This is a genomic window from Oceanibaculum indicum P24 (genome assembly GCF_000299935.1).
GTDB lineage: Bacteria > Pseudomonadota > Alphaproteobacteria > Oceanibaculales > Oceanibaculaceae > Oceanibaculum > Oceanibaculum indicum.
Window position 1 is genome coordinate 95,922 of record NZ_AMRL01000003.1, and the last position, 24,783, is coordinate 120,704.

Annotated in this window: 24 protein-coding genes; 9 read left to right on the forward strand and 15 right to left on the reverse strand. The window is 64.8% G+C overall.

Annotated elements, in window-relative coordinates; all coding sequences use genetic code 11:
• The first annotated feature begins 174 nt into the window (after nt 1–174).
• From P24_RS03830 to P24_RS03855, 6 genes are all read left to right on the forward strand, one after another.
• A complete protein-coding gene (locus tag P24_RS03830) occupies nt 175–1,368 on the forward strand; it encodes a pyridoxal-phosphate-dependent aminotransferase family protein (protein WP_008943383.1) in 1,194 nt (397 codons plus the stop codon).
• Between the two features lie 127 nt (nt 1,369–1,495).
• The gene (locus P24_RS03835; protein WP_008943384.1) at nt 1,496–2,488 is read left to right on the forward strand and encodes a TRAP transporter substrate-binding protein; all 993 of its coding nucleotides are present in this window, start codon (nt 1,496–1,498) and stop codon (nt 2,486–2,488) included.
• 92 nt (nt 2,489–2,580) lie between these two features.
• Nucleotides 2,581–3,102 (forward strand): TRAP transporter small permease, encoded by a 522-nt coding sequence (locus tag P24_RS03840; protein ID WP_008943385.1) that lies wholly within the window; start codon nt 2,581–2,583, stop codon nt 3,100–3,102.
• Nucleotides 3,099–4,382, forward strand: a complete 1,284-nt coding sequence (locus tag P24_RS03845) for a TRAP transporter large permease (protein ID WP_008943386.1) — start codon at nt 3,099–3,101, stop codon at nt 4,380–4,382. Before P24_RS03840 ends, P24_RS03845 begins: the two co-directional genes overlap by 4 nt.
• Before the next feature lie 20 nt (nt 4,383–4,402).
• Nucleotides 4,403–5,623, forward strand: a complete 1,221-nt coding sequence (locus P24_RS03850; protein ID WP_008943387.1) for a CaiB/BaiF CoA transferase family protein — start codon at nt 4,403–4,405, stop codon at nt 5,621–5,623.
• A gap of 74 nt (nt 5,624–5,697) precedes the next feature.
• Complete coding sequence (locus P24_RS03855; RefSeq protein WP_008943388.1) at nt 5,698–6,411, forward strand: type 1 glutamine amidotransferase domain-containing protein; 714 nt, start codon at nt 5,698–5,700, stop codon at nt 6,409–6,411.
• On the opposite strand, the gene P24_RS03860 is transcribed toward P24_RS03855, so the two are convergent.
• The 6 genes from P24_RS03860 to P24_RS03885 all read right to left on the reverse strand — a co-directional run bounded on the left by P24_RS03860 (nt 6,412) and on the right by P24_RS03885 (nt 12,781).
• A complete protein-coding gene (locus P24_RS03860) occupies nt 6,412–7,164 on the reverse strand; it encodes a 2-keto-4-pentenoate hydratase (protein ID WP_040706473.1) in 753 nt (250 codons plus the stop codon).
• A gap of 16 nt (nt 7,165–7,180) precedes the next feature.
• A complete protein-coding gene (locus tag P24_RS03865) occupies nt 7,181–8,185 on the reverse strand; it encodes an ABC transporter ATP-binding protein (RefSeq protein WP_008943390.1) in 1,005 nt (334 codons plus the stop codon).
• Nucleotides 8,182–9,159 (reverse strand): ABC transporter ATP-binding protein, encoded by a 978-nt coding sequence (locus tag P24_RS03870; RefSeq protein ID WP_008943391.1) that lies wholly within the window; start codon nt 9,157–9,159, stop codon nt 8,182–8,184. The genes P24_RS03865 and P24_RS03870 overlap by 4 nt, the downstream gene beginning before the upstream one ends.
• Entirely contained in the window at nt 9,156–10,103 is a 948-nt protein-coding gene (locus P24_RS03875) for an ABC transporter permease (RefSeq protein ID WP_008943392.1), read from the reverse strand. The genes P24_RS03870 and P24_RS03875 overlap by 4 nt, the downstream gene beginning before the upstream one ends.
• Nucleotides 10,100–11,077 (reverse strand): ABC transporter permease, encoded by a 978-nt coding sequence (locus P24_RS03880; protein ID WP_008943393.1) that lies wholly within the window; start codon nt 11,075–11,077, stop codon nt 10,100–10,102. Before P24_RS03880 ends, P24_RS03875 begins: the two co-directional genes overlap by 4 nt.
• Before the next feature lie 126 nt (nt 11,078–11,203).
• The gene (locus tag P24_RS03885; protein ID WP_040706483.1) at nt 11,204–12,781 is read right to left on the reverse strand and encodes an ABC transporter substrate-binding protein; all 1,578 of its coding nucleotides are present in this window, start codon (nt 12,779–12,781) and stop codon (nt 11,204–11,206) included.
• Nucleotides 12,782–12,987: 206 nt separating this feature from the next.
• On the opposite strand from P24_RS03885, the gene P24_RS03890 reads away from it, so the two are divergent.
• The 3 genes from P24_RS03890 to P24_RS03900 all read left to right on the forward strand — a co-directional run bounded on the left by P24_RS03890 (nt 12,988) and on the right by P24_RS03900 (nt 15,996).
• Nucleotides 12,988–13,827, forward strand: coding sequence for an IclR family transcriptional regulator (locus P24_RS03890; RefSeq protein ID WP_008943395.1), 840 nt, complete (start codon nt 12,988–12,990; stop codon nt 13,825–13,827).
• A gap of 110 nt (nt 13,828–13,937) precedes the next feature.
• On the forward strand, nt 13,938–14,891 hold the full coding sequence (locus tag P24_RS03895; RefSeq protein ID WP_008943396.1) for a M14 family metallopeptidase: 954 nt from the start codon (nt 13,938–13,940) through the stop codon (nt 14,889–14,891).
• Nucleotides 14,884–15,996 (forward strand): AbrB family transcriptional regulator, encoded by a 1,113-nt coding sequence (locus tag P24_RS03900; RefSeq protein WP_008943397.1) that lies wholly within the window; start codon nt 14,884–14,886, stop codon nt 15,994–15,996. Before P24_RS03895 ends, P24_RS03900 begins: the two co-directional genes overlap by 8 nt.
• 18 nt (nt 15,997–16,014) lie before the next feature.
• Here P24_RS03900 and cynS read toward each other — a convergent pair whose 3' ends face one another.
• From cynS to P24_RS03945, 9 genes are all read right to left on the reverse strand, one after another.
• Nucleotides 16,015–16,461, reverse strand: coding sequence for a cyanase (gene cynS, locus P24_RS03905; protein ID WP_008943398.1), 447 nt, complete (start codon nt 16,459–16,461; stop codon nt 16,015–16,017).
• 39 nt (nt 16,462–16,500) lie between these two features.
• On the reverse strand, nt 16,501–17,415 hold the full coding sequence (locus P24_RS03910; protein ID WP_008943399.1) for an ABC transporter ATP-binding protein: 915 nt from the start codon (nt 17,413–17,415) through the stop codon (nt 16,501–16,503).
• A 12-nt stretch (nt 17,416–17,427) separates the two neighbouring features.
• The gene (gene ntrB, locus P24_RS03915; RefSeq protein ID WP_008943400.1) at nt 17,428–18,267 is read right to left on the reverse strand and encodes a nitrate ABC transporter permease; all 840 of its coding nucleotides are present in this window, start codon (nt 18,265–18,267) and stop codon (nt 17,428–17,430) included.
• Between the two features lie 3 nt (nt 18,268–18,270).
• Nucleotides 18,271–19,632, reverse strand: coding sequence for a CmpA/NrtA family ABC transporter substrate-binding protein (locus P24_RS03920; protein ID WP_008943401.1), 1,362 nt, complete (start codon nt 19,630–19,632; stop codon nt 18,271–18,273).
• A gap of 167 nt (nt 19,633–19,799) precedes the next feature.
• Complete coding sequence (locus tag P24_RS03925; protein WP_008943402.1) at nt 19,800–20,603, reverse strand: SDR family NAD(P)-dependent oxidoreductase; 804 nt, start codon at nt 20,601–20,603, stop codon at nt 19,800–19,802.
• 149 nt (nt 20,604–20,752) lie between these two features.
• Nucleotides 20,753–22,285 carry an acyl-CoA synthetase gene (locus P24_RS03930; RefSeq protein ID WP_008943403.1) on the reverse strand — a complete coding sequence of 511 codons (1,533 nt, stop codon included), beginning with the start codon at nt 22,283–22,285 and terminating at the stop codon, nt 20,753–20,755.
• A gap of 70 nt (nt 22,286–22,355) precedes the next feature.
• Entirely contained in the window at nt 22,356–23,771 is a 1,416-nt protein-coding gene (ccmI, locus tag P24_RS03935; RefSeq protein ID WP_008943404.1) for a c-type cytochrome biogenesis protein CcmI, read from the reverse strand.
• Nucleotides 23,768–24,250: a cytochrome c-type biogenesis protein gene (locus P24_RS03940; protein ID WP_008943405.1), complete on the reverse strand. Its 483-nt coding sequence runs from the start codon at nt 24,248–24,250 to the stop codon at nt 23,768–23,770. Before P24_RS03940 ends, ccmI begins: the two co-directional genes overlap by 4 nt.
• Nucleotides 24,247–24,774: a DsbE family thiol:disulfide interchange protein gene (locus P24_RS03945; RefSeq protein WP_008943406.1), complete on the reverse strand. Its 528-nt coding sequence runs from the start codon at nt 24,772–24,774 to the stop codon at nt 24,247–24,249. The genes P24_RS03940 and P24_RS03945 overlap by 4 nt, the downstream gene beginning before the upstream one ends.
• Between the last annotated feature and the right edge of the window lie 9 nt (nt 24,775–24,783).

Sequence of the window (24,783 nt, forward strand, 5' to 3'; positions counted from 1 at the left end):
CGAATCCTGAAATGCAGGCAATTTCTTTGAAAATGCTGCACCGCAGAACAACCCCACACCGGCAATGGCCGCTTGACAGACCCCGCCAAATTGCATGCACTATGCAAATCAACCGCAATCGGGTTGCCCTTCGATACCCCATGGGCACCCACTCAGACAAAGAAGACAGCGATCATGACCTACCGCTCCGGCCGCCACTTCCTGCAGATCCCTGGCCCGACCAATGTGCCTGACCGGGTGCTGCGCGCCATCGATGCGCCGACCATGGACCATCGCGGGCCGGAATTCGGTGTGCTGGGCAAATATGTGCTGGAAGGTCTGAAGCCGATCTTCAAGACGAAGAACCCGGTGATCATCTTCCCGGCCTCGGGTACCGGCGCGTGGGAGGCAGCATTGGTCAACACCCTGTCGCCCGGCGACAAGGTGCTGATGGTGGAAACCGGCCAGTTCGCCACCCTGTGGCAGGAGATGGCGGACCGCCTCGGCTTGACCGTCGAGTTCGTTGCCGGTGACTGGCGCAGCGGCGTCGATCCGAAGCTGATCGAGGCCAAGCTGAAGGAAGACAAGGGCCACACGATCAAGGCGGTCTGCGCCGTCCATAATGAGACCTCGACCGGTGTGACCAGCCGCATCGGGCTGATCCGTAAGGCGATCGACGCCGCTGGCCATCCGGCGCTGTATCTGGTCGATACGATTTCCTCGCTGGCTTCCATCGACTACCGGCATGACGAATGGGGCGTGGATGTCACCGTCTCCGGCTCGCAGAAGGGGCTGATGCTGCCGCCGGGCCTGTCCTTCAACGCGATCAGCGACAAGGCCATCGCCGCCTCGAAGAAGGCCGGCCTCACCAAATCCTACTGGGACTGGGCGCCGATGCTGGCAGCCAACGAGAAGGGCTATTTCCCCTACACGCCAGCGACCAACCTGCTGTACGGGCTGAAGGAAGCCATCGACATGCTGATGGAGGAAGGGCTGGACAATGTGTTCGCCCGCCACGACCGCCATGCCGAGGCGACGCGCCGCGCGGTGCGCGGCTGGGGGCTGGAAATCCTGGCGAAGAACCCGGAGGAATATTCCAGCGCGCTGACCGCTGTGCTGATGCCCGAGGGGCACAATGCGGATGCGCTGCGCAAGGTGATCCTGGACAAGTTCGACATGTCGCTGGGCGCCGGCCTCGGCAAGGTCGCCGGCAAGGTGTTCCGCATCGGCCATCTGGGCGATTTCAACGACCTGACGCTGGCCGGCACCCTGTCGGGCGTCGAGATGGGGCTGAAGCTGGCCGGCGTGCCAATCAAGGCAAGCGGCGTGGCCGAGGCTCTGGCTTATCTGGGCGAGGCGAACACCGGGGCCAAGAGCGCGGCAGCCTGAGTACGGTAAACAAATAAAATGCGCGACAACTAATGATGGCGAGGCACACCGAAATACAAGCATAATCGGATGGAAGAGCCGGCACCAAGACCGGCCCCATGCATCAACAGGAGATGGAGGAAACGTCATGAGGAAACTGTTCATCGCGGGCGCCCTGCTGGGTGGTGGGCTGATAGCCGGTGGGCTGGCGGCGCCGGCCCAGGCACAGATGGAGCTGAAATTTGGCCATGTCGGCGGGCCGGGCTCGCTGTTCGAGATTTCGGCCAACGAGTTCGCCCGCCGCGCCAACGAGAAGCTGGGCGGCAAGGCGAAGGTCGTCACCTTCGGCTCCAGCCAGCTCGGCGGCGACAAGGAGCTGCTGCAGAAGCTGCGGCTCGGCACGGTGGAGTTCGCCCTGCCCTCGACCGTCATGTCGTCCGAGGTCGATGCGTTCGGCATGTTCGAGATGCCGTATCTCGTGAAGAACCGCGAGCATATGAAGAAGATCGAGAAGGAGGTGGTGTGGCCCTCCCTCGCGCCGATGGCCGAGGCCAAGGGCTACAAGATCCTCGCGGTGTGGGAGAACGGTTTCCGCCACATCACAAACAATGTCCGCCCCATCGTGAAGCCGGAAGACCTGAAGGGCGTGAAGCTGCGCACGCCGAAGGGCAAGTGGCGCGTGAAGATGTTCCAGAGCTATGGCGCCAACCCGTCGCCGATGGCGCTGTCGGAAGTGTTCGTCGCCCTGCAGACCGGCGTGATGGACGGGCAGGAAAACCCGCTGACGCAGATCTACTCCACCAAGTTCCAGGAAGTGCAGAAGTACCTGTCGATGACCGGCCATGTCTACACGCCGGCCTACATCGTGGCAGGCGTGCGCAAGTGGGAATCGCTGCCGGAGGATGTCCGCAAGGCGCTGAGCGAGGCTGCCATGGAAACCCAGCCCTACGTCTATGAGCAGGCGGCGAAGCTGGAGGACGACCTGCTGGCCAAGATCAAGGCCGCCGGTGTGCAGGTGAACGAGGCCGATAAGGACGCCTTCATCGCTGCCAGCAAGGAAGTCTATGCCGAATTCGGCAAGGATGTGCCGGCCGGTGGCAAACTGGTCGATCAGGCCGTTGCCCTTGGGGCCGGATTGTAACCCCCCTACCAGAACGCCCTGTCGGCTGACGCCGGCAGGGCTTTTTTTTGCCCGCCCCGCCTCCCTTTTCCGCCAAACAAGGATCGCCCGCTTTGTTCGCCGCCTTGAGAACAGTCTTTGAAAAGACCCTGACGGCTTTCGTCATCTTCCTGCTCGCCAGCCTGACGGTGATCATCGTCATGGGCGTCACCTACCGGAAAATGGGCTGGTCGCTGGTCTGGTACGACGAGGTCGCCTCGATCATGCTGGCCTGGCTGACCTATTACGGGGCCTCGCTGGCGGCGCTGAAGCGCGCCCATATCGGCTTTCCCGGCCTGGTGAACGCAATGCCGCCGCAGCTGCGGATCACCGCGGTGCTGTTCGCCGAGGCCTGCGTCATCGGCTTCTTCGCCATCCTCGCCTGGTTCGGCTGGGAGGTGCTGCAGATCTTGCAGGGCGACACGCTGGTCACCCTGCCGAACGTGACCACCGCCTTCACCCAGTCGGTCATCCCCATCGGCGGCGTGCTGTTCATAATGGCACAGCTGTTCAGCCTGCCCGAGGTGCTGGCGCAGGCGCGCGGCGGCGGCATCGTCGATCATGAGCAGAAGCAGCTTGAGGAGGCGCTGCGATGATCGTCGCCGTCATGTTCGTGGCGCTGGTCGCCCTCATCCTGCTGAACGTCCCCATCGCCATCTCGCTCGGCATCGTCGCCATGTCGGCGATGATCTATTCCTCGGGCATGGATGCGATGCTGAATGCGGCGCTGGTGCTGTTCAACGGCGCCACCAGTTTCCCGCTGCTGGCGATCCCGCTGTTCATCCTGGCCGGCGCCATCATGAACTCCTCCAGCCTGTCGCGGCGGCTGATCGCCTTTGCCTCGGCGCTGTTCGGCTTCGTGCGCGGCGGCCTGGCCATGGTGAATATCGGCACCTCGCTGTTCTTCGCGGAAATCTCCGGCTCGGCGGTGGCCGATGTCGCCGCCATGGGCTCGATCCTGATCCCGGCGATGAAGAAGAAGGGCTACCCGAAGGAGTTCGCGGCCGCCGTTACCTCCTCCTCGGCGACGCTGGCGGTCATCATCCCGCCCTCGATCCCGATGATCCTCTATGCCGTGATGGCCGATGCGTCGGTGGTGCAGATCTTCGTCGCCGGCATCGTGCCGGGCATCCTGGGCGGCGGTGGCATGATGGGCCTCGCCTACTGGTATGCCCGCCGCTACAACTACCCGGTCGAGGAAGTGTTCAGCCTGCGGCGCCTGAAGGAAACCTTCCGCGACGCCGCCTGGGCCTTCCTGCTGCCGCTGATCATCCTGGGCGGCATCTTCGGCGGCTGGGTCACGGCGACCGAAGGGGCTGGCCTGGCCGTGCTGGCGGCGCTGTTCATCGGCGGCGTGATCTATCGCGAACTGGACGTTCGGCACCTCTACAATTCGATGATGGAAGGCGCGATCCAGACCGCCGTCGTCATGCTGCTGGTCGCGACCTCCGCCCTGCTCGGCGTCTATCTGACGGAACAGCAGATTCCGCAGCAGCTGGCCCTGTGGCTCTCCTCCATCACCAGCGACAAGTACGCGGTGTTGGCGATCCTGAACGTGTTCTTCCTGATCATCGGCCTGTTCCTGCACTCCGCCGCCGCGATCATCCTGGTCGTGCCCATCGTCATGCCGCTGGTGAATGCGGTCGGCATCGATCCGGTGCATTTCGGCCTGGTGGTCACGCTGAACCTGGGCATCGGCCAGCAGACCCCGCCGGTCGCCAGCGTGCTGATGACCTCCTGTTCCATCGCCAAGGCGGATATGTGGGCGGTGACCCGGGTGAACCTGCCCTTCATCGGGGTTCTGCTCGCCATCCTGATGCTGGTAACCTATGTGCCGGCCGTGCCGATGGCGCTGGTCGAGCTGTTCTACCGTTGAGAATGAGTAATTAGGAAATCATGCCCGCACGGCAGAAGGGGCCGCTGTCCGGCCTGAAAGTCATCGAACTGGCGCACATCATGGCAGGGCCGGTCTGCGGCCTGATGCTGGCTGACATGGGTGCCGACGTGGTGAAGGTGGAGAAGGTGCCGGGCGGCGACGATGCCCGCCGCTTCGTGCCGCCCTTCATCGGGGACGAGCCCGCCGCCTACATGATGATGAACCGCAACAAGCGGGGCGTCGCCCTCGACTTGAAGACCGAGACCGGCAAGCAGGCGGTGCGCCGGCTGCTGGAGGGCGCCGATGTGGTGATCGAGAATTACCGCATGGGCACGATGGAGAAGCTGGGCCTCGGCTATGAGGAGCTGCGCAGGATCAATCCCGGCCTGATCTATTGCGAGATTTCCGGCTTCGGCCGCACCGGCCCCTATGCCGACCGCGGCGGCTTCGACCTGATTGCCCAGGGCATGAGCGGCCTGATGAGCATCACTGGCGAGGGCGAGGGCCGCCCGCCGGTGAAGGTCGGCGCGCCGGTCACCGACATCACGGCGGGCATCATTGCCGCCATGGGCGTGCTGGCCGCCTATACCAGCCGGCTGCAGACCGGCCAGGGCCAGAAGGTCGACACCTCGCTGTTCGAGGCCGGCATCGTCCATACCTACTGGCAGTCGGCGATCTGCTTCGCCACCGGCGAGACGCCGCAGCCCATCGGCTCCGCCCATCCGCTGAACGCGCCCTACCAGGCCTTCCCGACACAGGATGGCTGGATCAATATCGGTGCCGCCAACCAGGCGAACTGGGAGCGGCTGCTGAAGGCCATCGAGGCGCCGCAACTGAACGACGACCCGCGCTTCTCCAGCAATGCCAGCCGGATGACCAACCTGCCGGCGCTGGTCGAGATCCTGAACCCGATCTTCCGGACCCGCCCCACATCTGACTGGCTCGCCCGGCTGGAAGCCGTCGGCCTGCCCGCCGGCCCGGTCCTGACCATCCCGGAAATGCACCGCGACCCGCAGGCGCTGGCGCGCGGCGTCATCACCGAAGTCGAGCATTCGACGCTCGGTGCGGTGAAGACCATCGGCTTGCCAATCGCCTTTTCCGGCACGCCCGGCGGGCCGCAATCTGGCGCCCCGGTCTATGGCGAACACACCGCCGAAGTGCTTAGCGAGGCCGGCTACAGCGAGGCGGAAATCGCAGAGATGCTGGCCAGCGGCGCGGCACGCGGGACCGCGACAAGCTGACGCCCGCCCCCTTTCAATCGAAGTGAAGCTTCCTATGTGGAAGTCATGTTTCCGGAACCCCAAGGAGGTTTCCCATGACTACCACTCCCTTCCTGTTCGTCGTGACCGGCCATACCGACCTCGGCGACACCGGGCGGAAGACCGGCTTCCATTTCGAGGAGCTGAGCACCCCCTACTACATCCTGCGCGACGCGGGCTATGAGGTGATCTTCGCCTCGCCCGCCGGTGGCGAGGTGAAGGCCGATCCCGGCTCGCTGAAGCCGCAGGGCGAGAATGCCGATTCCGTTGACCGCTTCCTGGCCGACGAGAAGGCAATGCAGGCGCTGAAGACCACGATACGCACCGATGCCGTCAAGGCGGTGGAGGTTTCCGGCATCTACCTGCCGGGCGGCCACGGCACCATGTGGGACCTGCCGCAGGACACAGCGCTGGCAAAGCTGGTGGGCGAACTGGACGCCGCCGGCAAGCCGGTTGCCGCCGTCTGCCATGGCCCGGCGGGCCTTGTTGCCGCCAAGCGGCCGGATGGCACGCCGGTGGTGAAGGGCCGGCGCGTGAACAGCTTCACCGATGCCGAGGAACGCAAGGTGGAGCTGGAGGATGTCGTGCCCTTCCTGCTGGAATCGAAGCTGAAGGAGCTTGGCGCCCAGTTCGAGAATGCCGGCCTGTTCGAGGCGCATGTCGCCCGCGACGGCAATCTCATCACCGGGCAGAACCCGGCCTCCGCGAAACGGCTGGGTGAGGCCCTGCGCAGCGCCCTGCTGGCAAACGCCCGCCAGGCTGCGGAATAATCAGCCAATCCTGACGGAGACGCTGCCGACGCCAGACAGGGTGGCGACGATCTCGCCGCCCTGCGGTGCGGGCAACATGCCGATATAGGAGCCGGTGGTGACCACCTGCCCGGCCCGGATGGGCTGGCCGCGTGCGATCAAATTGTTCGCCGCCCACAGCGCCAGCCATCGCGGGTCGCCAGCAGGGTTGCCACCGGTCTTCTCGATCATTGTCTTGCCGTCGATGGTCACGTTGGCCGTGATAGCCTTCAGATCCATCCCCTGCCAGTCGCGCAGCGCCGGCCCGACGACCAGCGCACCGTTCAGCTGGAAATCGGCCAGCTTGCTGAACGGATCGAGCTTTTCGATATCAGCAAACCGGCTATCGACGATCTCGATGGCCGGATGCGCGCTCTCGATGGCCGACAGGATCGTTGCATCGTCATAGGGCGAACCTGCGGCTGGCAGGTCGCGGCCGAAGCGGAAGGCAACCTCCGCCTCGATGATGACGATGTTGAACCGGTCACGCGGCACGCGCGTGCCATCGGCCAGCACATCCGACTGCTGAACTGGTGCGGCGAGCGGCGAATCAGACGGCGATTTCGCACCGATCTTCCACGCACCCACCGGCCCCAGCGCCTGCGTCACGCCATCCTGCACCGCATAGGCCTCTGCTACCGACCCCGGCTTCGCCCCTTCCGGCAGTGCCGCAAGTCGCGTGCGACTGCGACGGGCCTCCAGCAGTGCAGCGACAGCGGCATCGGGTCGAAACATGGGCGGCCTCCCGGCTCTATTGCTGGTCGTTCAGATGGCAGGCAGAGAAGCGGCCGGGCGCGATCTCCCGCAGTGCCGGAACTTCCACCTTGCAGCGCGCATGGGCATGCGGGCAGCGCGGGTGGAAATGACAGCCCGGCGGCGGGTCCAGCGGCGAGGGAATCTCACCCTTGATCGGCTCGAAGACCCGGCGTCCCGGCTCCAGCCTCGGCACCTCGGCCAGCAGCGCCTGGGTGTAGGGATGGTTCGGCGCCTTGAACAGCTCGTCCGTCGGCGCGCTCTCCACCACCCGGCCAAGATACATGATGACCACGCGGTCACTCAGATGCTCGACCACGCCCAGATCATGGCTGATGAACAGGTAGGTGAGGTCGAACTCCTCACGAAGCCGCATGAACAGGTTCAGCACCTGCGCCTGGATCGACACGTCGAGCGCGGCCACCGCCTCGTCGCACACCAGGAAGTCCGGATTCACCGCGAGCGCCCGGGCGATGCCGATGCGCTGGCGCTGACCGCCGGAGAACTGGTGCGGGTAGCGCTTCTTGAAGCTGGGATCGAGACCGACGCGGGACAGCAAATCATCGATAAAGCCGTCCATCTCCCCGCGCGGCACGATGCCGTGCACCTTCGGCGCCTCGCCGACGATCTCCTCCACCCGCAGGCGCGGATTGAGCGAACTCATCGGGTCCTGGAAGATCATCTGGACCTTCAGCTGGACATCCTTCGCCTCGGCGCCGGTCAGGCTGTTCACCTCCCGCCCGCGATAGAAGACCTGTCCCTCAGTCGCGTCATGGATGCCGGCGACGACACGGCCCAGCGTGGACTTGCCGCAGCCGGATTCGCCGACCAGGCCGACCACTTCGCCTTTCTTCACCGACAGGCTGACGCGATCGACCGCATGCACGACCTCCTCGCGCATGCTGCCGCCCAGCCGGTTCACGATCTTGGCCGCCAGGTCCAGCCGCTTCGTAAAGCGCTTGGTGACGTCCTTCAGTTCAATGATGGGGGCTTCGGCGGTCATGCCGCGTCCTCCAGATGCGGGTGCTGGCAGCGGGCGAACCGCCCGGGCATATGTTCGACCATCTCAGGTGCGGCGAGGCAGGACTCGTCAGCACGCGGACAGCGCGGACGGAACGGGCATCCCTCCGGCAGGGCAAAGGGCGGCGGCGCCATACCGGGAATCTGCCGCAGAGGCTGGCCGCGCGGATTACGCGACGGCACCGAGCCGATCAGCCCGCGCGTATAGGGATGCACAGAGTTCTCGATCACATCATCCACCGCCCCGCGCTCCACGATGCGGCCGGCATACATGACGCACAGCTCGTCGGCGAGGCCGGCCACAACGGACAGGTCATGGGTGACCCAAAGCAGCCCCATATCCTGCTCGCGCACCAGCTTCTGCATCTCGTACAGGATCTGCGCCTGGATCGTCACGTCCAGCGCTGTCGTCGGCTCGTCGGCGATGATCAGGTCCGGCTTGTTCAGCAGTGCGATGGCGATGGCCACACGCTGGCGCATGCCGCCGGAGAACTGATGCGGATAGGCGTTCAGCCGCTCGTCCGGCGACGGGATGCCGACCTGGCCCAGCGCATCGCGGGAACGCTGCCGCGCGGTCTCGCGGTCCACATCCTCATGCGCCAGGATGGTCTCGATCATCTGCGTGTCGATGCGCAGGACCGGGTTCAGCGTCATCATCGGGTCCTGGAAGATCATCGCGATGTGCCGCCCGCGGATCTTCCGCATCTCCGACTCGGGCAGCCCGACAAGCTCCCGCCCGCGATAGAGGATGCTGCCGCTGACCACCCGGCCGGGCGGATCGACCAACCCCATGATGGAAAAGCCGGAAACCGACTTGCCGGAGCCGCTTTCGCCCACCAGCCCCATCACCTTGCCACGGCCGATTTCGAAGGACACATCGTCCACCGACTTGACGACGCCCGCCTTGGTGAAGAAGTGGGTCTTGAGATTCTCGACCTTCAGAACCGCGTCGGTCATCGCTGGAGCCTCGGATTCAGGATATCGCGCAGCTGGTCGCCGACCAGATTGATGGCGACGATGGTGATGAGCAGCGCCACGCCGGGGAAGAAACTGATCCAGTAACGGCCGGACAGCAGGTAGTTGAAGCCGTTGGAGATCAGCAGACCCAGCGACGGCTCGGTGACCGGCAGGCCGATGCCGAGGAAGCTGAGCGTCGCTTCCAGCGCAATGGCGTTCGCCACCTGCACCGTGCCGATGACGATGACCGGCGGCAGGCAGTTCGGCAGCAAGTGCCGGAAGATGATGCGCGGCGTGGACAGCGCCAGGCAGCGCGCCGATTCGATATATTCCTTGCGGCGTTCGACCAGCGCGGCACTGCGCGAGGTGCGGGCGTAATAGGCCCACTGCACGATGATCAGCGCCAGGATAACCTTGTCGACGCCGCGCCCCAGGATCGCCAGGAGCATCAGCGCGACCAGGATGGCCGGGAAGCTGAGCTGCAGATCGACGATACGCATGATGATCGTCTCGATCTTGCCGCCGAAATAGGCGGCGGTAAGACCCAGCGAGGTGCCGATGATCAGGGCGAAGAAGCCGCTGAGGATGCCAACGGTCAGGCTGATGCGCAGGCCGTAGAAGATGCCGCTCAGCATGTCACGGCCCTGGCCATCGGTACCCAGCCAGTAGGTCATGCCGGTATAGCTCTCCGACCCCGGCGGCATCTTCGAATCCATGATGTCGATCTGCGTCAGATCGAACGGGTCCTGTGGCGATATCCAGGGCGCGAAGACGGCGACCAGGATGATCGCGACCAGCGTGATCAGGCCGACGACCGCCAGCTTGCTCTCGCAGAAGCTGGAGAACAGCCGGCGCCATGGCGGGATCGCCTTGGCCTTGGCGGCCTCAGGCGCCGAATCCGGGCCGGGCACACCGGCGATGATGTCTGTCGTCTCGGCGCTCATGACTTCATATCCGACAGGCGAACGCGGGGGTCGAGGATCGAGTAGAGGATATCGACCACCAGGTTGATGGTGATGAACATCAGCACGATGACGATCAGGTAGGACACGATCACCGGCCTATCGAGGACGAAGATCGAATCGATGATCAGCTTGCCGATGCCCGGCCAGGCGAAGATCGTCTCGGTAACGACGGCGAAAGCGATCACCGACCCCAGCTCCAGGCCGATGACGGTGACCAGCGGGATCAGGATGTTCTTCAGCACATGCACGAAGATGACCCGGCCAGTGGACAGGCCCTTGGCGCGCGCGAACTTCACATAGTCCAGCAGCAGCGTCTCACGCATGCCCGCACGGGTCAGGCGGATCACCAGCGACATCTTGAACAGCGCCAGGTTCAGGGCCGGCAGCAGCAGATGGCTCCACCCCTCCAGCGAGAACAGCGTCGATTCTATGCCAAGGAAGCTGGCTGTCGGGCCGCGGCCGCCGGCAGGCAGCCATTGCAGGAACACGGCGAAGACCATGATCAGCATCAGGCCCTGCCAGAAATTCGGCAGAGAGAAACCGAGGATCGAACCGGCCATGATGGAGCGGCCGGCCACACTCTCGGGCCGCAGGCCCGCCCACATGCCCAGTGGAATGCCGACAAGGATGGACAGCAGCATGGCGGCGAAAGCCAGTTCAAGCGTCGCCGGAAGGCGCGCGAACACCAGGCTCAGCGCCGGTTCGTTGAAGACGAAGGATTTTCCGAGGTCGCCCTGCAGCATATTGCCAAGGAAGACGAAATACTGCTCCCACAGGGGACGGTCGAGACCCAGCGCACGGACGGCGCGGTCATATTCTTCCTGGGAGGCATCGGCGGAAATCAGGATATCGATCGGGTTGCCGATGGCATAGACACCCGCAAAAACGATCACCGTCATGACGGCGATCAGCAGAACGCTCTGCATCAACCGTCGCAGAATGAAAACGCTCATGCCTTGGGCAGCTCCCTTGGGCGCGCGTGACCTGGGTAAAAGGGCAACAGGCGTAAGGCCTGCCTTTATCACGCCGTGAGGGGAAGGGCCCGAAGACCCTTCCCCCTTTCGGCGATAACGGGCGGTTTAGTTGCCCATCTTCACGTAGGTAGCAAGGGTCCCCTGGTCGGAACGGCCGACATAGGTCAGGCCCTTCTTGGTCGCCCAGGTGGAGACCTCGTAATGCAGCGGGATCAGGCCGACATCGCTCATCGCGATCTCGGTCGCCTTCTGCAGCAGCTTCTCACGCGCCGCGTCATCGACGGTGACCAGCGCCTGGGCGAGGGTCTCGTCGAACTCCTTGTTGGAGTAACGGCCACGGTTGGACGGGCCCATGCCCGCCGCCTTGTCATAGGTCGCCAGCAGCGACTTCAGCGGCGAGGAAGCCTCACCCGTGCCGGAACCCCAGCCAACCAGCAGCAGGCTGAATTCCAGCTTGGATGCGCGGCTGAAGAAGGTCGAGCGCGGCATGGTGTCGACCGCCGCCTCGATGCCGATGCGGCTCAGCATCTGCGCCACCGCCTGAACGATCTGCGCGTCGTTGATGTAGCGGTCGTTCGGGCCATGGATGGTCAGCTTGAAGCCGTCCGGATAACCGGCATCGGCCAGCAGCTTCTTGGCACCCTGCGGGTTGTAGGTCGGCACGGCGATGTTCGGGCTGACACCGAAGAAACCCTTCGGCAGCAGCTGGCCGGCCGGAATGGCAACGCCTTCCATGACGCGGTCAACGATGGCCTGGCGGTTGATCGCCATGGAGATCGCCCGGCGGACATTGACGTCCTTGAACGGGTTCTTGATCTCCTTGCCGTCCTTGCCCGTCGCATGCGGGGTGACGTCACGGTCGCTGTCGATGTGCAGGTAGATCACGCGGTTGGAGACCGCCTGCGAGATCGCGACATTGGCGTTGCTCTTCAGCTGCGCGATGTCGGCGGTCGGCACGCCGTCCACCAGATCGACGTCACCCGACAGCAGCGCCGCGACGCGAGAGGCGGCGTTGGTGATCGGACGGAAAGTGACCTTGTCGAAGGTCGGCTTGTCGCCCCAGTAGTTTGGGTTGGCTTCCAGCACGATGGACTGGCCCGGCGTGAAGCTGACCAGCTTGTAAGGGCCGGCGCCAATGGCGGCCTTGCCGCTGTTGTAGTCAGCGGTCGTCGCACCCTCGCCATGCTTCTTGCTGACGATGCGAATGGTGCTGATGTCGTTCGGCATCAGCGGATAGGGCTCTTCAGTGATGAAATGGACCGTGTGCGGGTCCACGATCTTCACTTCCTTGATCGGCTTCGTGTAGATGCCGAAGCTGGACGGGCTGTCCGGCACATTGCCGGCGCGGCTGATGGTGAAGGCCACATCTTCCGCCGTGAAGGGCGAACCGTCGTGGAACTTCACGCCCTGACGCAGCTTGAATTCCCAGGTGGTGTCGTTGATCGGCTTCCAGGACAGCGCCAGCCCCGGCTTCAGCTGCTGGGTCTCGTCCTGCTCGATCAGCGCGCCGAAAATATGCGTCGCGAGCGCGTTGTTCGGCGACAGATTGTGATAGTGCGGATCGATCGATGTCGGTTCCGTGGAAAGAGCGATCTTAAGCTCGGCCGCCGACGCCGCGACCGGCGCGACCAGGACCGATAGCGCCGTAAACATGCCGGCGACTGTGTACATTAAAGGTCGCATTAAGGACCCTCCTGATTGTTCTGAACCCTGACTAGCCTCCAATGTCCGCCACGCACAATTCCGTCAGTTGCAATCGCCATTAGTGACACAGCTATCGGAATGCGATAAAATCGTAACGAACGACGGTGATCGTGTGACAAGCCTACAGCTTTGTCAACGCGCCTGCCAGCCTGCCACGAAAGACCTCCGTTCGAAAGGCAAACCCGATGCGCGAGACCTCAACGCAAGCGCCTGTATTTGCTGCCGAAACGCAACAGCAGGAAGACGAGCGCACCGACCCGCTGTTCGTGAATTCGCTGGGCAAGGGGCTGGCCGTGCTGCAGGCCTTCGGCAGCGACTGGGACGCGCTGGGATTGCGGGAAATCGCCCAGCGTACCGGCCTCAACACCAGCGCCGCCCAGCGCTTCACCCACACGCTGACCCAGCTTGGCTATCTGAAGAAGGACGAAAAGACGCGGCGCTACCGCCTGGGCCCACGCATGCTGAACTTCGCCTATTCCTATCTGCGCGCGAACCCGCTCTACGATGTCGCCATCCCCATCGTCATCTCGGTGCGCGACGAATGGCAGGAAACGGTGAACGTGTCGGTCATGGACGATACCGATGCGGTGGTGGCGATCCGCATGCCAAGCCAGCGGCGGATCAACTCCAACACCGCCATCGGCCGCCGCATGCCGGCCTTCTGCGTTTCCACCGGCCGCGCCATGCTGGCCTGGCTGCCGCCGGAGGAGCGCACCGCGATCCTCGACCGCACCGATTTCGTGAAGCTGACCTCGCACACCATCACCGACCGCGCGGCGCTGGAGGCGGAACTTGACCGCATCCGGCAGGACGGGTTCGCCGGCGTAGAGGAAGAAGCCGACCTTGGCGAGCTGGCCGTCGCGGCGCCGATCCTCGATGGCGACCGCAAGCCGATCGCGGCGCTGGGCATCACCACCTCGACAGCGTACTGGACCATGGCACAGGCGCGCGAAAAGCTGTCGCCCATCGTGCAGCAGGCGGCCACCGCAATCAGCCGGTCGCTGCAGGGCTGGCACGGCTTCTGAGGGAACTGCTTGCCCTGTGCAGTCCTGTCATTCGCGCAAGACTATGGCAGAGTGGATGAAACGCGCCTAACGTGGCGCATCCCTCTCGCAAGCCAAGACGAACGGAACCCGTGAGCACCGCCGAATACAAGGTCGAGCTGACCGCGCCCGACATCAGCGCCTACCGCGCCGGCAATACCGGCATCGATTACGCAACCACCTTCGACAGCGGCAAGCCCGGCCCGCATGTGATGGTGAATGCCGTCACCCACGGCAACGAGCTTTGCGGTGCCATCGCCCTCGATTACCTGTTCCGCAACGACATCCGCCCGAAACAGGGCAAGCTGACCTTCAGCTTCGCCAATGTGGAGGCCTATCTCAGCTTCGATCCCGCCAACCCCACCGCCTCGCGTTTCGTCGAGGAGGATTTCAACCGCATCTGGTCGGAAGAGGTGCTGGACGGGCCGCGCGACAGTGTGGAGCTGCGCCGCGCCCGGCAGATGCGGCCGCTGATCGACAGCGTGGATTACCTGCTCGACATTCATTCGATGCAGCACCCGACCGCCCCGCTGATGCTGTGCGGGCCGCTGGAAAAGGGCATCACACTGGCCCGCGCGCTGAAACATCCGGAGATCGTGGTGTCCGACAAGGGCCACGCCGCGGGAAAGCGGCTGCGCGACTATCGTTTCTTCGGCGACCCGAACGATCCGCGCAACGCGCTGCTGATCGAATGCGGCCAGCATTGGGAAAAATCCAGCCAGACCGTCGCCCTGGACAATGCGCTGCGCTTCCTGGCCCATTACGGCACGATCGACCGGGAGGTGATGGAGCGCCACCTCTCCACACAGGAGCTGACGCCGCAGAAGGTGATCCAGGTCACCGACCCGATCACGGTGAAAAGCGACAGTTTCCGCTTCGTCGCCGACTATAAGGGGCTGGAAGTCATCGAGAAGAAGGGTTCGCTGCTCGGCCATGACGGCGACGAGCCGGTCTATACCCCACATGACCGCTGCGTGCTGATCATGCCGTCGCGCCGGCTGACCAAGGGCCAGACCGCCGTGCGGCTGGGGCGCTTCCTTGACTGAGGACACGCAGAAAGAATCTATAGGCGGCAAGGGTCCGGCGAAGCTCTGGCAGATCGCCCTGGCGCTCGCCATCGGCGCCATCGGCGGCTATATCTTCCTGATGCTGCGCCTGCCGCTGGCCTGGATGATGGGCGCGATGGTGTTCACCACTGCCGCCGCCATCGCCGGCGTGCCGATCCGCATGGCGATGAAGCTGCGCACCGCCTTCCTTGCCATCCTGGGCGTCATGCTGGGCAGCGCCTTCCGCCCGGACATCATCGACCAGCTGGGGCAGTGGATCGTCAGCGCCATCGGCATCGTCGCCTATGTCAGCCTCGCCGGCTGGCTGGTCTATCAATATTACCGGCGCTTCAGCGGCTACGATCAGGCGACCGCCTATTTCGCCGCCTCGCCTGGCGGCCTGTCGGAAATGATCATGATGGGCACGGCGATGGGCGGCGACGAGCGCATCATCTCGCTGACGCATGGCGCTCGCATCCTGCTGGTGGTGCTGACAGTGCCGCTGTTTTTTCGCTATTTCCTAGGCTACGAGCCGCCGCCGCGCGGCGTGACCGGCATCTCGATCCTGGATATGCCGCTCTATGACCTGACGCTGCTCGGCCTGTGCGCGATCATCGGCGCTTTCCTCGCCAAGCTGGCGCGGCTGCCGGCCTCGCTGCTGGTCGGGCCGATGCTGTGTAGTGCGGCCATCCATCTGGCCGGGCTGACATCGCACGCCCCGCCCTTCGAGCTCGTTACCGTCGCGCAGATCGTGATCGGCAGCGCCATCGGTTGCCGCTTCGCCGGTACGAAACTCGCCCTCGTGCGTCGCACGGTCGGCGTCACCATGATCTCGACCGGGATCCTGCTGGCGGTCACGCTGGTCTTCTCGGTCGGCCTGCATCTGCTGACCGACCTGCCGACGCTGGATATCGTGCTGGCCTTCTCGCCCGGCGGCCTTGCGGAGATGAGCCTGGTCGCACTGGCCGTCGGCGGCGACACCGCCTTCGTCTCCAGCCATCACATATTGCGTATCATCGTTGTCGTGCTGCTGGCGCCACTGGTGTTCCGGCTGTTCGTCCGGCGCTCCGCCCTGCTCAGCCGCCCGAACGCGGCGGACGACTGAGCAGAAGCGCCGCGGCCCTCAGTACATCTTGTACTTCAGGAACTTGCCGCTCATCGTGATGGACACCCGGTCGCCGGCGGGATCAGGCTCGCGCTTCAGATCCATCTTGAAGTCGATGGCGCTCATGATGCCGTCGCCGAACTCCTCCTCGATCAGCGCCTTGAAGGTGCTGCCATAGACATTGACCAGCTCGTAGAAGCGGTAGATCAACGGATCGGTCGGCACCGCCGTCGGCAGCGAGCCGCGATAGGGGACCTGCTGCAGCAGCTTTACCTCGAAATCGTCAAGCCCCAGAAAGGCGCCGACGGCCTTCGCGGCCGGTTCCGGCAAGGGCATCTGCCCCATCAGGGCGGCGGTCGCATATTCCTTCGACAGCCCTTCCGCCTTGGCGGTAATGTCCTTCCACTTCAGGCCCTTGGCAATCTTGATGTCGCGGATCTTCGCGGTCAGCTCTTCACGAGTCATCGTTCTGTCTTCCCTGATTTTCTTGATTTGCGGTAATGGTCAGCGGCCAGCGGACTTGACCTCCAGCGGGGCTTCCCCGGCGGAAATCGGGCGCGCCGGCGGCTGGCCGACGCCGGGTTTGGTGATCGGCGGGTGTTTCGGGTCATAGCCGGGTGCCGACAGCTCCGCCTTGAAGCTGTTGGCGCGATTCACCAGGAACTCCAGCAGGTGGTTGCGCATCGGGTAATAGTGCGGGTGCCGATGCATGTCCTGGCGGGTGCGGCCCTTAGGCAGCGTGTTCTCCACGATCTCGCAGACCCGTGCCTGCGGGCCGTTGCTCATCAGCACGATCTTGTCGGCCAGCAGGATCGCCTCGTCGATATCGTGGGTGATCATGAAGCTGGTCTGCTGCGTGGCGCCGCAGATCGCCACCAACTCGTCCTGGAGCGAGCCGCGCGTCAGCGCGTCCAGCGCGCTGAACGGCTCGTCCATCAGCAATATGTCCGGCTCGATGGCCAGCGCCCGGGCGATGCCGACGCGCTGCTTCATGCCGCCAGACAGCTGCGAGGGCTTCTTCAGCTCGCTGCCGGTCAGATGCACCAGGTCGATATATTTCTGGCAGTGCGCGCGCACCTTCGCCTTGTCCCAGCCGGGATAGCGGGACCGCACGGCGAAGGCGATATTGCCCATTACGCTGAGCCACGGCAGCAGCGCGTGATGCTGGAAGATGACGGCCCGGTCGAGGCTGGGGCCGGTGATTTCCTTGCCGCCGACGATGATGCCGCCGCCGCTTGAGTCGTCCAGCCCCGCCAGGATGTTCAGCAAGGTGGTCTTGCCGCAGCCGGAATGGCCGATCAGGCAGACGAACTCGCCCTTCTCGATGCCGAACCAGATATCGTCGAACACGGTGACGGAGTCGCCGCCGCGCGGCGGCGGGAAGGTCTTGCGCAGACCCTCGATGCGGATATGGGCCATGCTGCCGCCCCTCTATTCCTGATAGGCGACAAGGCGGGCGAACCAGCCGAGCACCTGGTCCAGCACCATGCCGATCACGCCGATGGCCAGGATGGCGATGATCACGTTGGTGATGGAAAGATTGTTCCACTCGTTCCAGACGAAGTAGCCAATGCCGGTACCGCCCACGAGCATCTCCGCCGCCACGATGACCAGCCAGGCGATGCCGATGGAAATGCGCACGCCGGTCATGATGGTGGGCGCCGCCGCGGGCAGGATGACAGCAATCGCTGTCCGCAGCTGGCCGACCTCCAGCGTGCGCGCGACGTTCAGCCATTCCCGCCGGACCGACGCCACGCCAAACGCGGTGTTCAGCAGCATCGGCCAGACCGAGCAGATGAAGATGACGAAGATCGCCGACAGGTTGCTGTCCTTGATCGTGTAGAGGGCCAGCGGCATCCAGGCGAGTGGCGAGATCGGCTTCAGCACCTGGATGTATGGGTCCAGCGCCTTATAGACCAGCGGCGACATGCCGATCAGGAAGCCCAGCGGAATGGCGAGGATGACCGCCAGCCCGAACCCCAGCAGCACGCGCAGGATGGAAAAACCGAGCTGGATGCCGATGCCCTTATCGTTCGGCCCGTTGTCGTAGAACGGGTCGGTGACGTGCTGCCACAGCTTCAGGCCGATCTCCCCCGGCCCCGGCATGGCGGAGGCGCCGGTCACCGCCGTCGCCCCCATCAGCTTGGCATATTCCGGGTCGAGGTCCGCCGCCTTGCCGCCGCCGCTCACCGCCGCCTCCCAGGCGGCGATGAACAGGACGAACAGCAGGACCGAGAGCAACGCCGCCCGCAATCCCAGGGAGAGCTGCATGCGCTAGACCCTCTTGATCGCGAAGCTGGAGATATACTCCTCCGGCTTGGCCGGATCGAAAGCCTTGCCCATGACCGAGAAGCTCTTGGTGGTGGCCGTCGGCGGCGTCAGCCCTACCTCTGCCATCAGCTTGGCGGCATCGGTGGCGAGGAACACCTCCTTGGCGACGCCGGCATAGTCGATCTCGCCGGTGATCTGTCCCCAGCGCTTCATCTGGGTCAGAATCCAGACGGCGAAGCTCTCCCACGGGAAGGGGGCGAAGTCGATGCGGTCGGGCACCTTCTGCACCTTGCCGAGGCCGTCCGCGAAGGTGCCGGTCAGCACCTGCTCTACCACCGTTACCGGCTGGTTCAGGTAATTGGCCGGCGCGATCGCCTCGGCGATCTGCTTGCGGTTCTCCGGCTTGGTCGCGAAGGCCGTGGCGTCGATGATGCCCTTCAGCAGCGCGCGGTAGGTGTTCGGCATGGTGGTGACGAATTCCTTGCTGGCGGCAAAAGCGCAGCACGGGTGGCCGTCCCAGATTTCCTTGGAGAGGATATGGATGAAGCCAACACCGTCATAGACCGCGCGCTGGTTCACCGGGTCGGGCGCCAGGAAGCCATCGAGGTTTTCGGCACGCAGATTGGCCACCATCTCGGGCGGCGGCACGGCGCGGATCTGCACGTCCTTGTCGGGGTCCACTCCATGCTCCGCCAGGTAATAACGCAGCAGGTAATTGTGCATCGAATAGTCGAAGGGCACGGCGAACTTGAAGCCTTTCCAACTCTTCGGATCGCGCTTGTCCTTATGCTTCATCGCCAGGGTGATCGCCTGGCCGTTGATGTTCTCCACCGCCGGCATGGTGTAGGGGATCGGGTTGGAGCCGGCCCCCAGGCTGATCGCCAGCGGCATAGGGGAGAGCATGTGCGCGGCGTCATATTCCTTGTTCAGCGTCTTGTCGCGCACCACGGCCCAGCCGGCGGTCTTGATGACCTCGACATTCAGTCCGTGCTTGGAATAGAAGCCCATCGGATGCGCCATGATGATCGGCGTGGCGCAGGTGATCGGAATGAAGCCTACCTTCAGATCGGTCTTCTCCGGCTTGCCGGTGCCCTGCGCAAAGGCCTCGCGCGCCGCCGCCAGCGGGAAGAACTCGTTGATCGCCGCCAGCGCCGTACCGGCGCCAACCGCCTGCAGGAAGGCGCGCCTTGTCGCATCCTGCGGGAACAGCGCACGGACGATGGCCGCGTCAACCACCCGGCTGTCGCGCGCCTCCTCATCGGCGGCCAGCTTCTGCCGTTCGGCGATATCGTGATCATGCTGGCTGGCATGCTCGCCGCACGAGCAGCCCAGCCGGGCTTTCGGATCAAAGGGATCTTGGAACATGCCGCCTCCACTGTTTTTTTGTTGCAACGCAACACAGCTATAGACAAGGCGCATGCCAGAGAAAAAATCGCGCTATCTCAACGGAATAGATTCTTTATATTGGAATATACTAAGCAACTGCCTGCTAAATTAGCTGCAGGTGCAAAAAATGCATGCACTTGCGAAGATCACACGCATTTCGCGGTCAGGCCGCCATCGACCACCAGTTCCGTGCCGGTGATGTAGCGCGCCTCGTCGGAGGCGAGGAACAGCGCCGCATGCGCCACGTCCCAGGCGTCACCCATGCGGCCCATCGGGCATTGCGCGTCGCGCGCACGGATCATCGCCTCCACATCGCCCGGCTTGCCATAGGCGCCGGTCAGCCCCTCGCGCACCATCGGCGTGTTCATCAGGCCCGGCAGGATGGTGTTGGCGCGGATGCCCTTCGCCGCATATTGCAGCGCCACCGAGCGGGTGAAGGGCACGATGGCGCCCTTGGTCGTGGAATAGACGATATAGGGCACGCCCAGCCAGCGATTGCCGGCAATCGAGCCGATATTGACGATGGCGCCGCCGCCCTGGCGTTCCATCACCGGCAGCACATGCCGGCAGGTCAGATACAGGGAGGTCAGGTTCACCTGCAGCACCTTGTCCCATTCCGCCTCGTCCAGCTCCACCGGGCCGCCCAGCCCCATGATGCCGACATTGTTGTGCAGGATATCGATGCGCCCGAACCGGTCGAGGCAGGCTTCCACCATTGCCCTCACCTGCGCGCTGTCGGTCACGTCGCAGGTATGGGCGGCAATGGTGCCACCCTCGGCCGCGACGATGGCGCGGGTCTCCTCCACCGCCTGGCTGTTGCGGTCGATGGCGAAGATCTGCGCGCCCTCCCGCGCGAACAGCGCCGCGACCGCCTTGCCATTGCCCCAGCCCGGCCCGACCGAGCCAGCCCCGGTGACGATGGCCACCTTGTCCTTCAGCCTGCCGGCCATGGTTTCCTCCCTGTTGGTGACTTTTATTATGGTCTGTCATGCCCGGACTTGATCCGGGCATCCAGGGGCGGTGCCCAGCCCTTAACCCCAGTGCTTGTGGCCCTGGATTGCCGGGTCAAGCCCGGCAATGACAAAGCTATACTCCCCTCCTACACCCCTTCCTTCTCCAGCAGGGCGCGCAGCTCGGTCTTCAGGATCTTGCCGTAATTGTTCTTCGGCAACGCCGCGATGAAGCGGTAGCGCTTCGGCCGCTTGAAGCGGGCGATATTGTCCAGGCATAGCGCGTCCAGCTCCGCCTCCGGCACGCGTCCCCCTTCCCGCGCTACCACGAAGGCCACCACTTCCTCGCCCCAGTCGGCATGCGGCGATCCCACCACCGAGACCTCGGCCACCTGCGGGTGGGTCAGCAGCACCTCCTCCACCTCGCGCGGATAGATATTGGAGCCGCCGGAAATAATGACGTCCTTGGAGCGGTCATGCAGGCTGAGATAGCCATCCTCGTCGAACGAGCCCATGTCGCCGGTATAAAGCCAGCCGCCGGCCAGCGTCTTGGCTGTCGCCTCGGGATTGTTCCAGTAGCCCAGCATGACCGAATCGCCGCGGCAGATGATCTCCCCCACCTCGCCCGGCGGCAGCGTATTGTCGTCGGCATCGACCACGCGCACCTCGACCACGCTCTGCGCCTGCCCGGCCGACGCGATGCGCTGCTCCCAGCGCGGATGATCGCGCATCGCATACTGCGCCTTGGTCATGCCGGTGATGGTCATCGGGCTCTCGCCCTGGCCATAGAGCTGGGCGAGCTTGTTCCCCAGCACATCGAGCGCCTGCTTCACATCGGCCACATACATCGGCGCGCCGCCATAGACGATGGTCTTCAGGTTGCGCAGGTCCGCGCCGCCAATGCCCGGATGATTGACCAGCCGCTTCACCATGGTCGGCGCGGCAAACAGCGTCAGCCCCCGGTGGTGCGGTATGAGGTCCGCCATCTCCGCCGGGTCGAAGCCACCGGAGTCCGGGATCACCTGCGTCGCCCCCATCATCATGTGCGGCAGCATGTAGAGGCCGGAGCCGTGCGACAGCGGTGCCGCGTGCAGAATGGAGTCGCCGGGCGCGATGGCGTCGATATCGACGAAATAGCTGAGGCTCATGGCGCGCAGATTGCGATGGCTCAGCATCGCGCCCTTGGGCCGGCCAGTGGTGCCGCTGGTGTAGAACAGCCAGGCGAGATCGTCGTCGCCCGCCGCCGCCATCGGTACCGGGTCGGCCTGTAGCATCCACCGATGCTCTGGCGTACCGGTGCAGATAATGCGCTCCAGCGCCGGCAACTCGCCCGCCAGCCCGGCGATCACCGGTTCCAGGTCGGATGTCACGAAACACAGCCGCGCACCGCTATGCTCAAGGATGTACTGGAACTCGCGCGCATGCAGCTTGCCGTTGATCGGCACGGCGGCGAGGCCGGCATACCAGATGGCGTAGAACAGCACCACATAGTCTGGGCAGTTCTTCATCGCCAGCGCGACCCGGTCCCCCGGTTGCAGACCCATCGCCTGCAACGCGCCAGCGACGCTGGCTACCGAGCGCGCCATGTCGCGGAAGCCCAGCACCGTGCGCGGTCCCTGCGCCAGCGCTGGATGGTCGCCCAGCCGGTGAGCCGCACGCACCAGCATGCCCGCCAGATTCATGACTCCTCCCGAAATTCTTGTTCTTTTCGGGAAGTCTCGCAGAGCCCGGCGGCAGCGGCAAGCGGCTGCCTCAGTTCGGCAGCGCCTCGATGCGGCGGTCGATCTGTTCGCGCAAGGGGGAGTCCGCCGGCGCCATCTCGCGCAGCTCCGTCCACAGCCGTCGCGCGGTTGCCGTGTCGCCCTTGCGGGCGGCCTCGTTGCCCAGGAAGAACAAGGCCTGCGGGTTGGTGGCGTCCAGCGCGTTCAGCTTGCGCATCACCGCCATGAACTCCTCAGGCATCTCCGCCTCCGGCGTGCCGGGCGGGAACAGGGCCATCGCATAGCCGGTCAGCAACGGCACGCTGTCGGGGAAATGCGTCAGCGCCTCCTCATAGGCGGCGCGTGCCTTCTCCGGCTCGCCCTGAACGCCATAGGCCCGCGTCAGCCTGATCCAGCCATCCTCGTCCTTCGGCTGGTCCTTCAGCCGCTCGGCCAGCCGCTCCACCATGCCCTGCACGAAGGCCGCGCGCTCCTCCGGGCTCATCTGCTGCGCCGCCTCGACATCGGCGCGGCTGGGGCCAGCTGCCGGAGTCTCGCCGCCCCTCTGGCCGGCCATCTGGCCCATCTCCTGCCGCGCGGCCTCCCGCAGAGGCGCGAGGGCAATGCCATTCTCCGCCGCCAGCGACTCCATCCTCGCCGTCAGCATAGTCATCCAGGGGGCATCCGGCGGTGAGATCACCTGCAGCCGGGCCCAATTCTCCAGCGCGGCGCGCGGCTGGCCCGCCTGTTCCGCCGCCAGCCCCAGATAATAGAGCGAGCGCGGATCGCCGGGGCTGGAAGCCAGCACATGCTCGAACACGGTGCGCGCCTCGACCGGGACGATGCCTTGCTGTGCCTGCACCAGCATCTCGGCATAGAGGCCGAAACTCTCCGGGTCGGCCTCCAGATGGGCGGCACGGCGATAGGCCTCGGCACTCTCCTCGAAGCGTTCCATCTGACGCAGCGCATTGCCAAGGCGCAGCCAGGAGGGCCGGTCGGCCGGGTTTTCCTCAAGCCGCGTACGCAGGGCCTGCACCTCGCCGGTCAGCGCGGCACTGCTCTGCGCCACCGCCTGGATTTCCGCCTGCCGGCTGGCCAGCGGCATGTCCGGCGCGCCGGGACTGCCCAGCGTCAGATAGATCAGGACGGACCCCAGCGGCACGATGCCGGCGGCGAGCGCCAGCGCGAAAGCGCGGTAATGCGGCGGCACGGCGCCCGGCCCCACAGCCCCCTGCTGACGGTCCTCGGCCAGCATGCGGCGCTGGATCTCGACCCGCGCGGCGGCAGCCTGGTCCTCGCTGAGTACGCCAGAGGCCAGATCGCGCTCGATCTCCTTCAGCTGTGCCCGATAGACGGTCAGCCCGTAATCGCGCCGGTCCGCGGCGCGGCCTGTTTCGCGCAGCAGCGGCCAGGCCAGCGCGGCAATGGTCGCGGCCGTCAGCAGGCCGATGGCAATCCAGATGATCATTTAGACTCGTCCTCGGCCATCAGCGCGTCGAGCCGCTTGCGCTCATCGGGGTCCAGCGGCACGGCCCCTGCCGGCACTGCATCCGCCGCCTTGCGGCTGCCGCGCAGGTAGAACAACACGCCGATGGCGCCCAGCAGCAGGATACCCGCCGGCCCGTACCAGAGAATCCAGGTGGACGGCTTCACCGGCGGCTTCAGCAGCACGAAATCGCCATAGCGCTGCACGACGAACTCGCGGACATCATCGTTGCTGTCGCCCTGCTTCAGCCGCTCACGCACCAGCAGACGCAGATCGCGCGCCAGCTCGGCATTCGATTCGTCGATGGATTCATTCTGGCAGACCAGGCAGCGCAGCTCCTTGCCGATCTCGCGTGCCCGCGATTCCAGCGCCGGGTCAGCCAGCATCTCGTCCGGCTTCACCGCCTGCGCCGAGACCGGCAGCAGCAGGACGAAGAGCAGCGCCAGGACCAGCCGCCTCATCGCGCGACTTCCCGCAGCAGCGGCCGGATCGTCTGCTCGATATCCTTTGCCGTCAGCACGCCGACATGGCGGTAGCGGATATGGCCATCCCGATCCACGACATAGGTTTCCGGCACGCCATAGACGCCCCAGTCGATCGACACCCGGCCATCGGCGTCGGCACCGATCCGTGTATAGGGATTGCCCAGCTCGGTCAGGAAGCGGGCCACCGCCTGCGGCTTGTCCTTCTGGTTGATGCCGAAGATCGTCACCCCCTCGCGGGCCAGGCTGGTCAGTAGCGGATGTTCGATCCGGCAGGGCGCGCACCAGGAGGCAAAGACATTGACCAGCGCCACCTGCCCCTTCAGGTCGGCGGCGGACAGGCCCGGCACGCCCTCGATGGCCGGCGGCAGCGCGAAGGCCGGGACCGGCTTGTCGATCATTGCCGAGGGCAGGGTCTGCGGATCGCGCGTCAGGCCGACCGCGAAATAGCCGGCCACGGCAACGAACAGCAGAACCGGCAGCAGATAGAGCAGACGACGCATGAAAGCCCT

What these genes read in the sequence shown, in the direction of transcription:
- ntrB (WP_008943400.1), bottom strand. Translation starts at nt 18,267, where the DNA reads ATGCAGCTCTCCCTGGGATTGCGGGCGGCGTTGCTCTCGGTCCTGCTG.
- P24_RS03880 (WP_008943393.1), bottom strand. Translation starts at nt 11,077, where the DNA reads ATGAGCGTTTTCATTCTGCGACGGTTGATGCAGAGCGTTCTGCTGATC.
- P24_RS03945 (WP_008943406.1), bottom strand. Translation starts at nt 24,774, where the DNA reads ATGCGTCGTCTGCTCTATCTGCTGCCGGTTCTGCTGTTCGTTGCCGTG.
- P24_RS03855 (WP_008943388.1), top strand. Translation starts at nt 5,698, where the DNA reads ATGACTACCACTCCCTTCCTGTTCGTCGTGACCGGCCATACCGACCTC.
- P24_RS03830 (WP_008943383.1), top strand. Translation starts at nt 175, where the DNA reads ATGACCTACCGCTCCGGCCGCCACTTCCTGCAGATCCCTGGCCCGACC.
- P24_RS03835 (WP_008943384.1), top strand. Translation starts at nt 1,496, where the DNA reads ATGAGGAAACTGTTCATCGCGGGCGCCCTGCTGGGTGGTGGGCTGATA.
- P24_RS03940 (WP_008943405.1), bottom strand. Translation starts at nt 24,250, where the DNA reads ATGAGGCGGCTGGTCCTGGCGCTGCTCTTCGTCCTGCTGCTGCCGGTC.
- P24_RS03910 (WP_008943399.1), bottom strand. Translation starts at nt 17,415, where the DNA reads ATGGCCCATATCCGCATCGAGGGTCTGCGCAAGACCTTCCCGCCGCCG.
- P24_RS03930 (WP_008943403.1), bottom strand. Translation starts at nt 22,285, where the DNA reads ATGAATCTGGCGGGCATGCTGGTGCGTGCGGCTCACCGGCTGGGCGAC.
- P24_RS03875 (WP_008943392.1), bottom strand. Translation starts at nt 10,103, where the DNA reads ATGAGCGCCGAGACGACAGACATCATCGCCGGTGTGCCCGGCCCGGAT.
- P24_RS03890 (WP_008943395.1), top strand. Translation starts at nt 12,988, where the DNA reads ATGCGCGAGACCTCAACGCAAGCGCCTGTATTTGCTGCCGAAACGCAA.
- P24_RS03870 (WP_008943391.1), bottom strand. Translation starts at nt 9,159, where the DNA reads ATGACCGACGCGGTTCTGAAGGTCGAGAATCTCAAGACCCACTTCTTC.
- P24_RS03850 (WP_008943387.1), top strand. Translation starts at nt 4,403, where the DNA reads ATGCCCGCACGGCAGAAGGGGCCGCTGTCCGGCCTGAAAGTCATCGAA.
- P24_RS03925 (WP_008943402.1), bottom strand. Translation starts at nt 20,603, where the DNA reads ATGGCCGGCAGGCTGAAGGACAAGGTGGCCATCGTCACCGGGGCTGGC.
- P24_RS03845 (WP_008943386.1), top strand. Translation starts at nt 3,099, where the DNA reads ATGATCGTCGCCGTCATGTTCGTGGCGCTGGTCGCCCTCATCCTGCTG.
- P24_RS03885 (WP_040706483.1), bottom strand. Translation starts at nt 12,781, where the DNA reads ATGCGACCTTTAATGTACACAGTCGCCGGCATGTTTACGGCGCTATCG.
- cynS (WP_008943398.1), bottom strand. Translation starts at nt 16,461, where the DNA reads ATGACTCGTGAAGAGCTGACCGCGAAGATCCGCGACATCAAGATTGCC.
- P24_RS03865 (WP_008943390.1), bottom strand. Translation starts at nt 8,185, where the DNA reads ATGACCGCCGAAGCCCCCATCATTGAACTGAAGGACGTCACCAAGCGC.
- P24_RS03860 (WP_040706473.1), bottom strand. Translation starts at nt 7,164, where the DNA reads ATGTTTCGACCCGATGCCGCTGTCGCTGCACTGCTGGAGGCCCGTCGC.
- P24_RS03920 (WP_008943401.1), bottom strand. Translation starts at nt 19,632, where the DNA reads ATGTTCCAAGATCCCTTTGATCCGAAAGCCCGGCTGGGCTGCTCGTGC.
- ccmI (WP_008943404.1), bottom strand. Translation starts at nt 23,771, where the DNA reads ATGATCATCTGGATTGCCATCGGCCTGCTGACGGCCGCGACCATTGCC.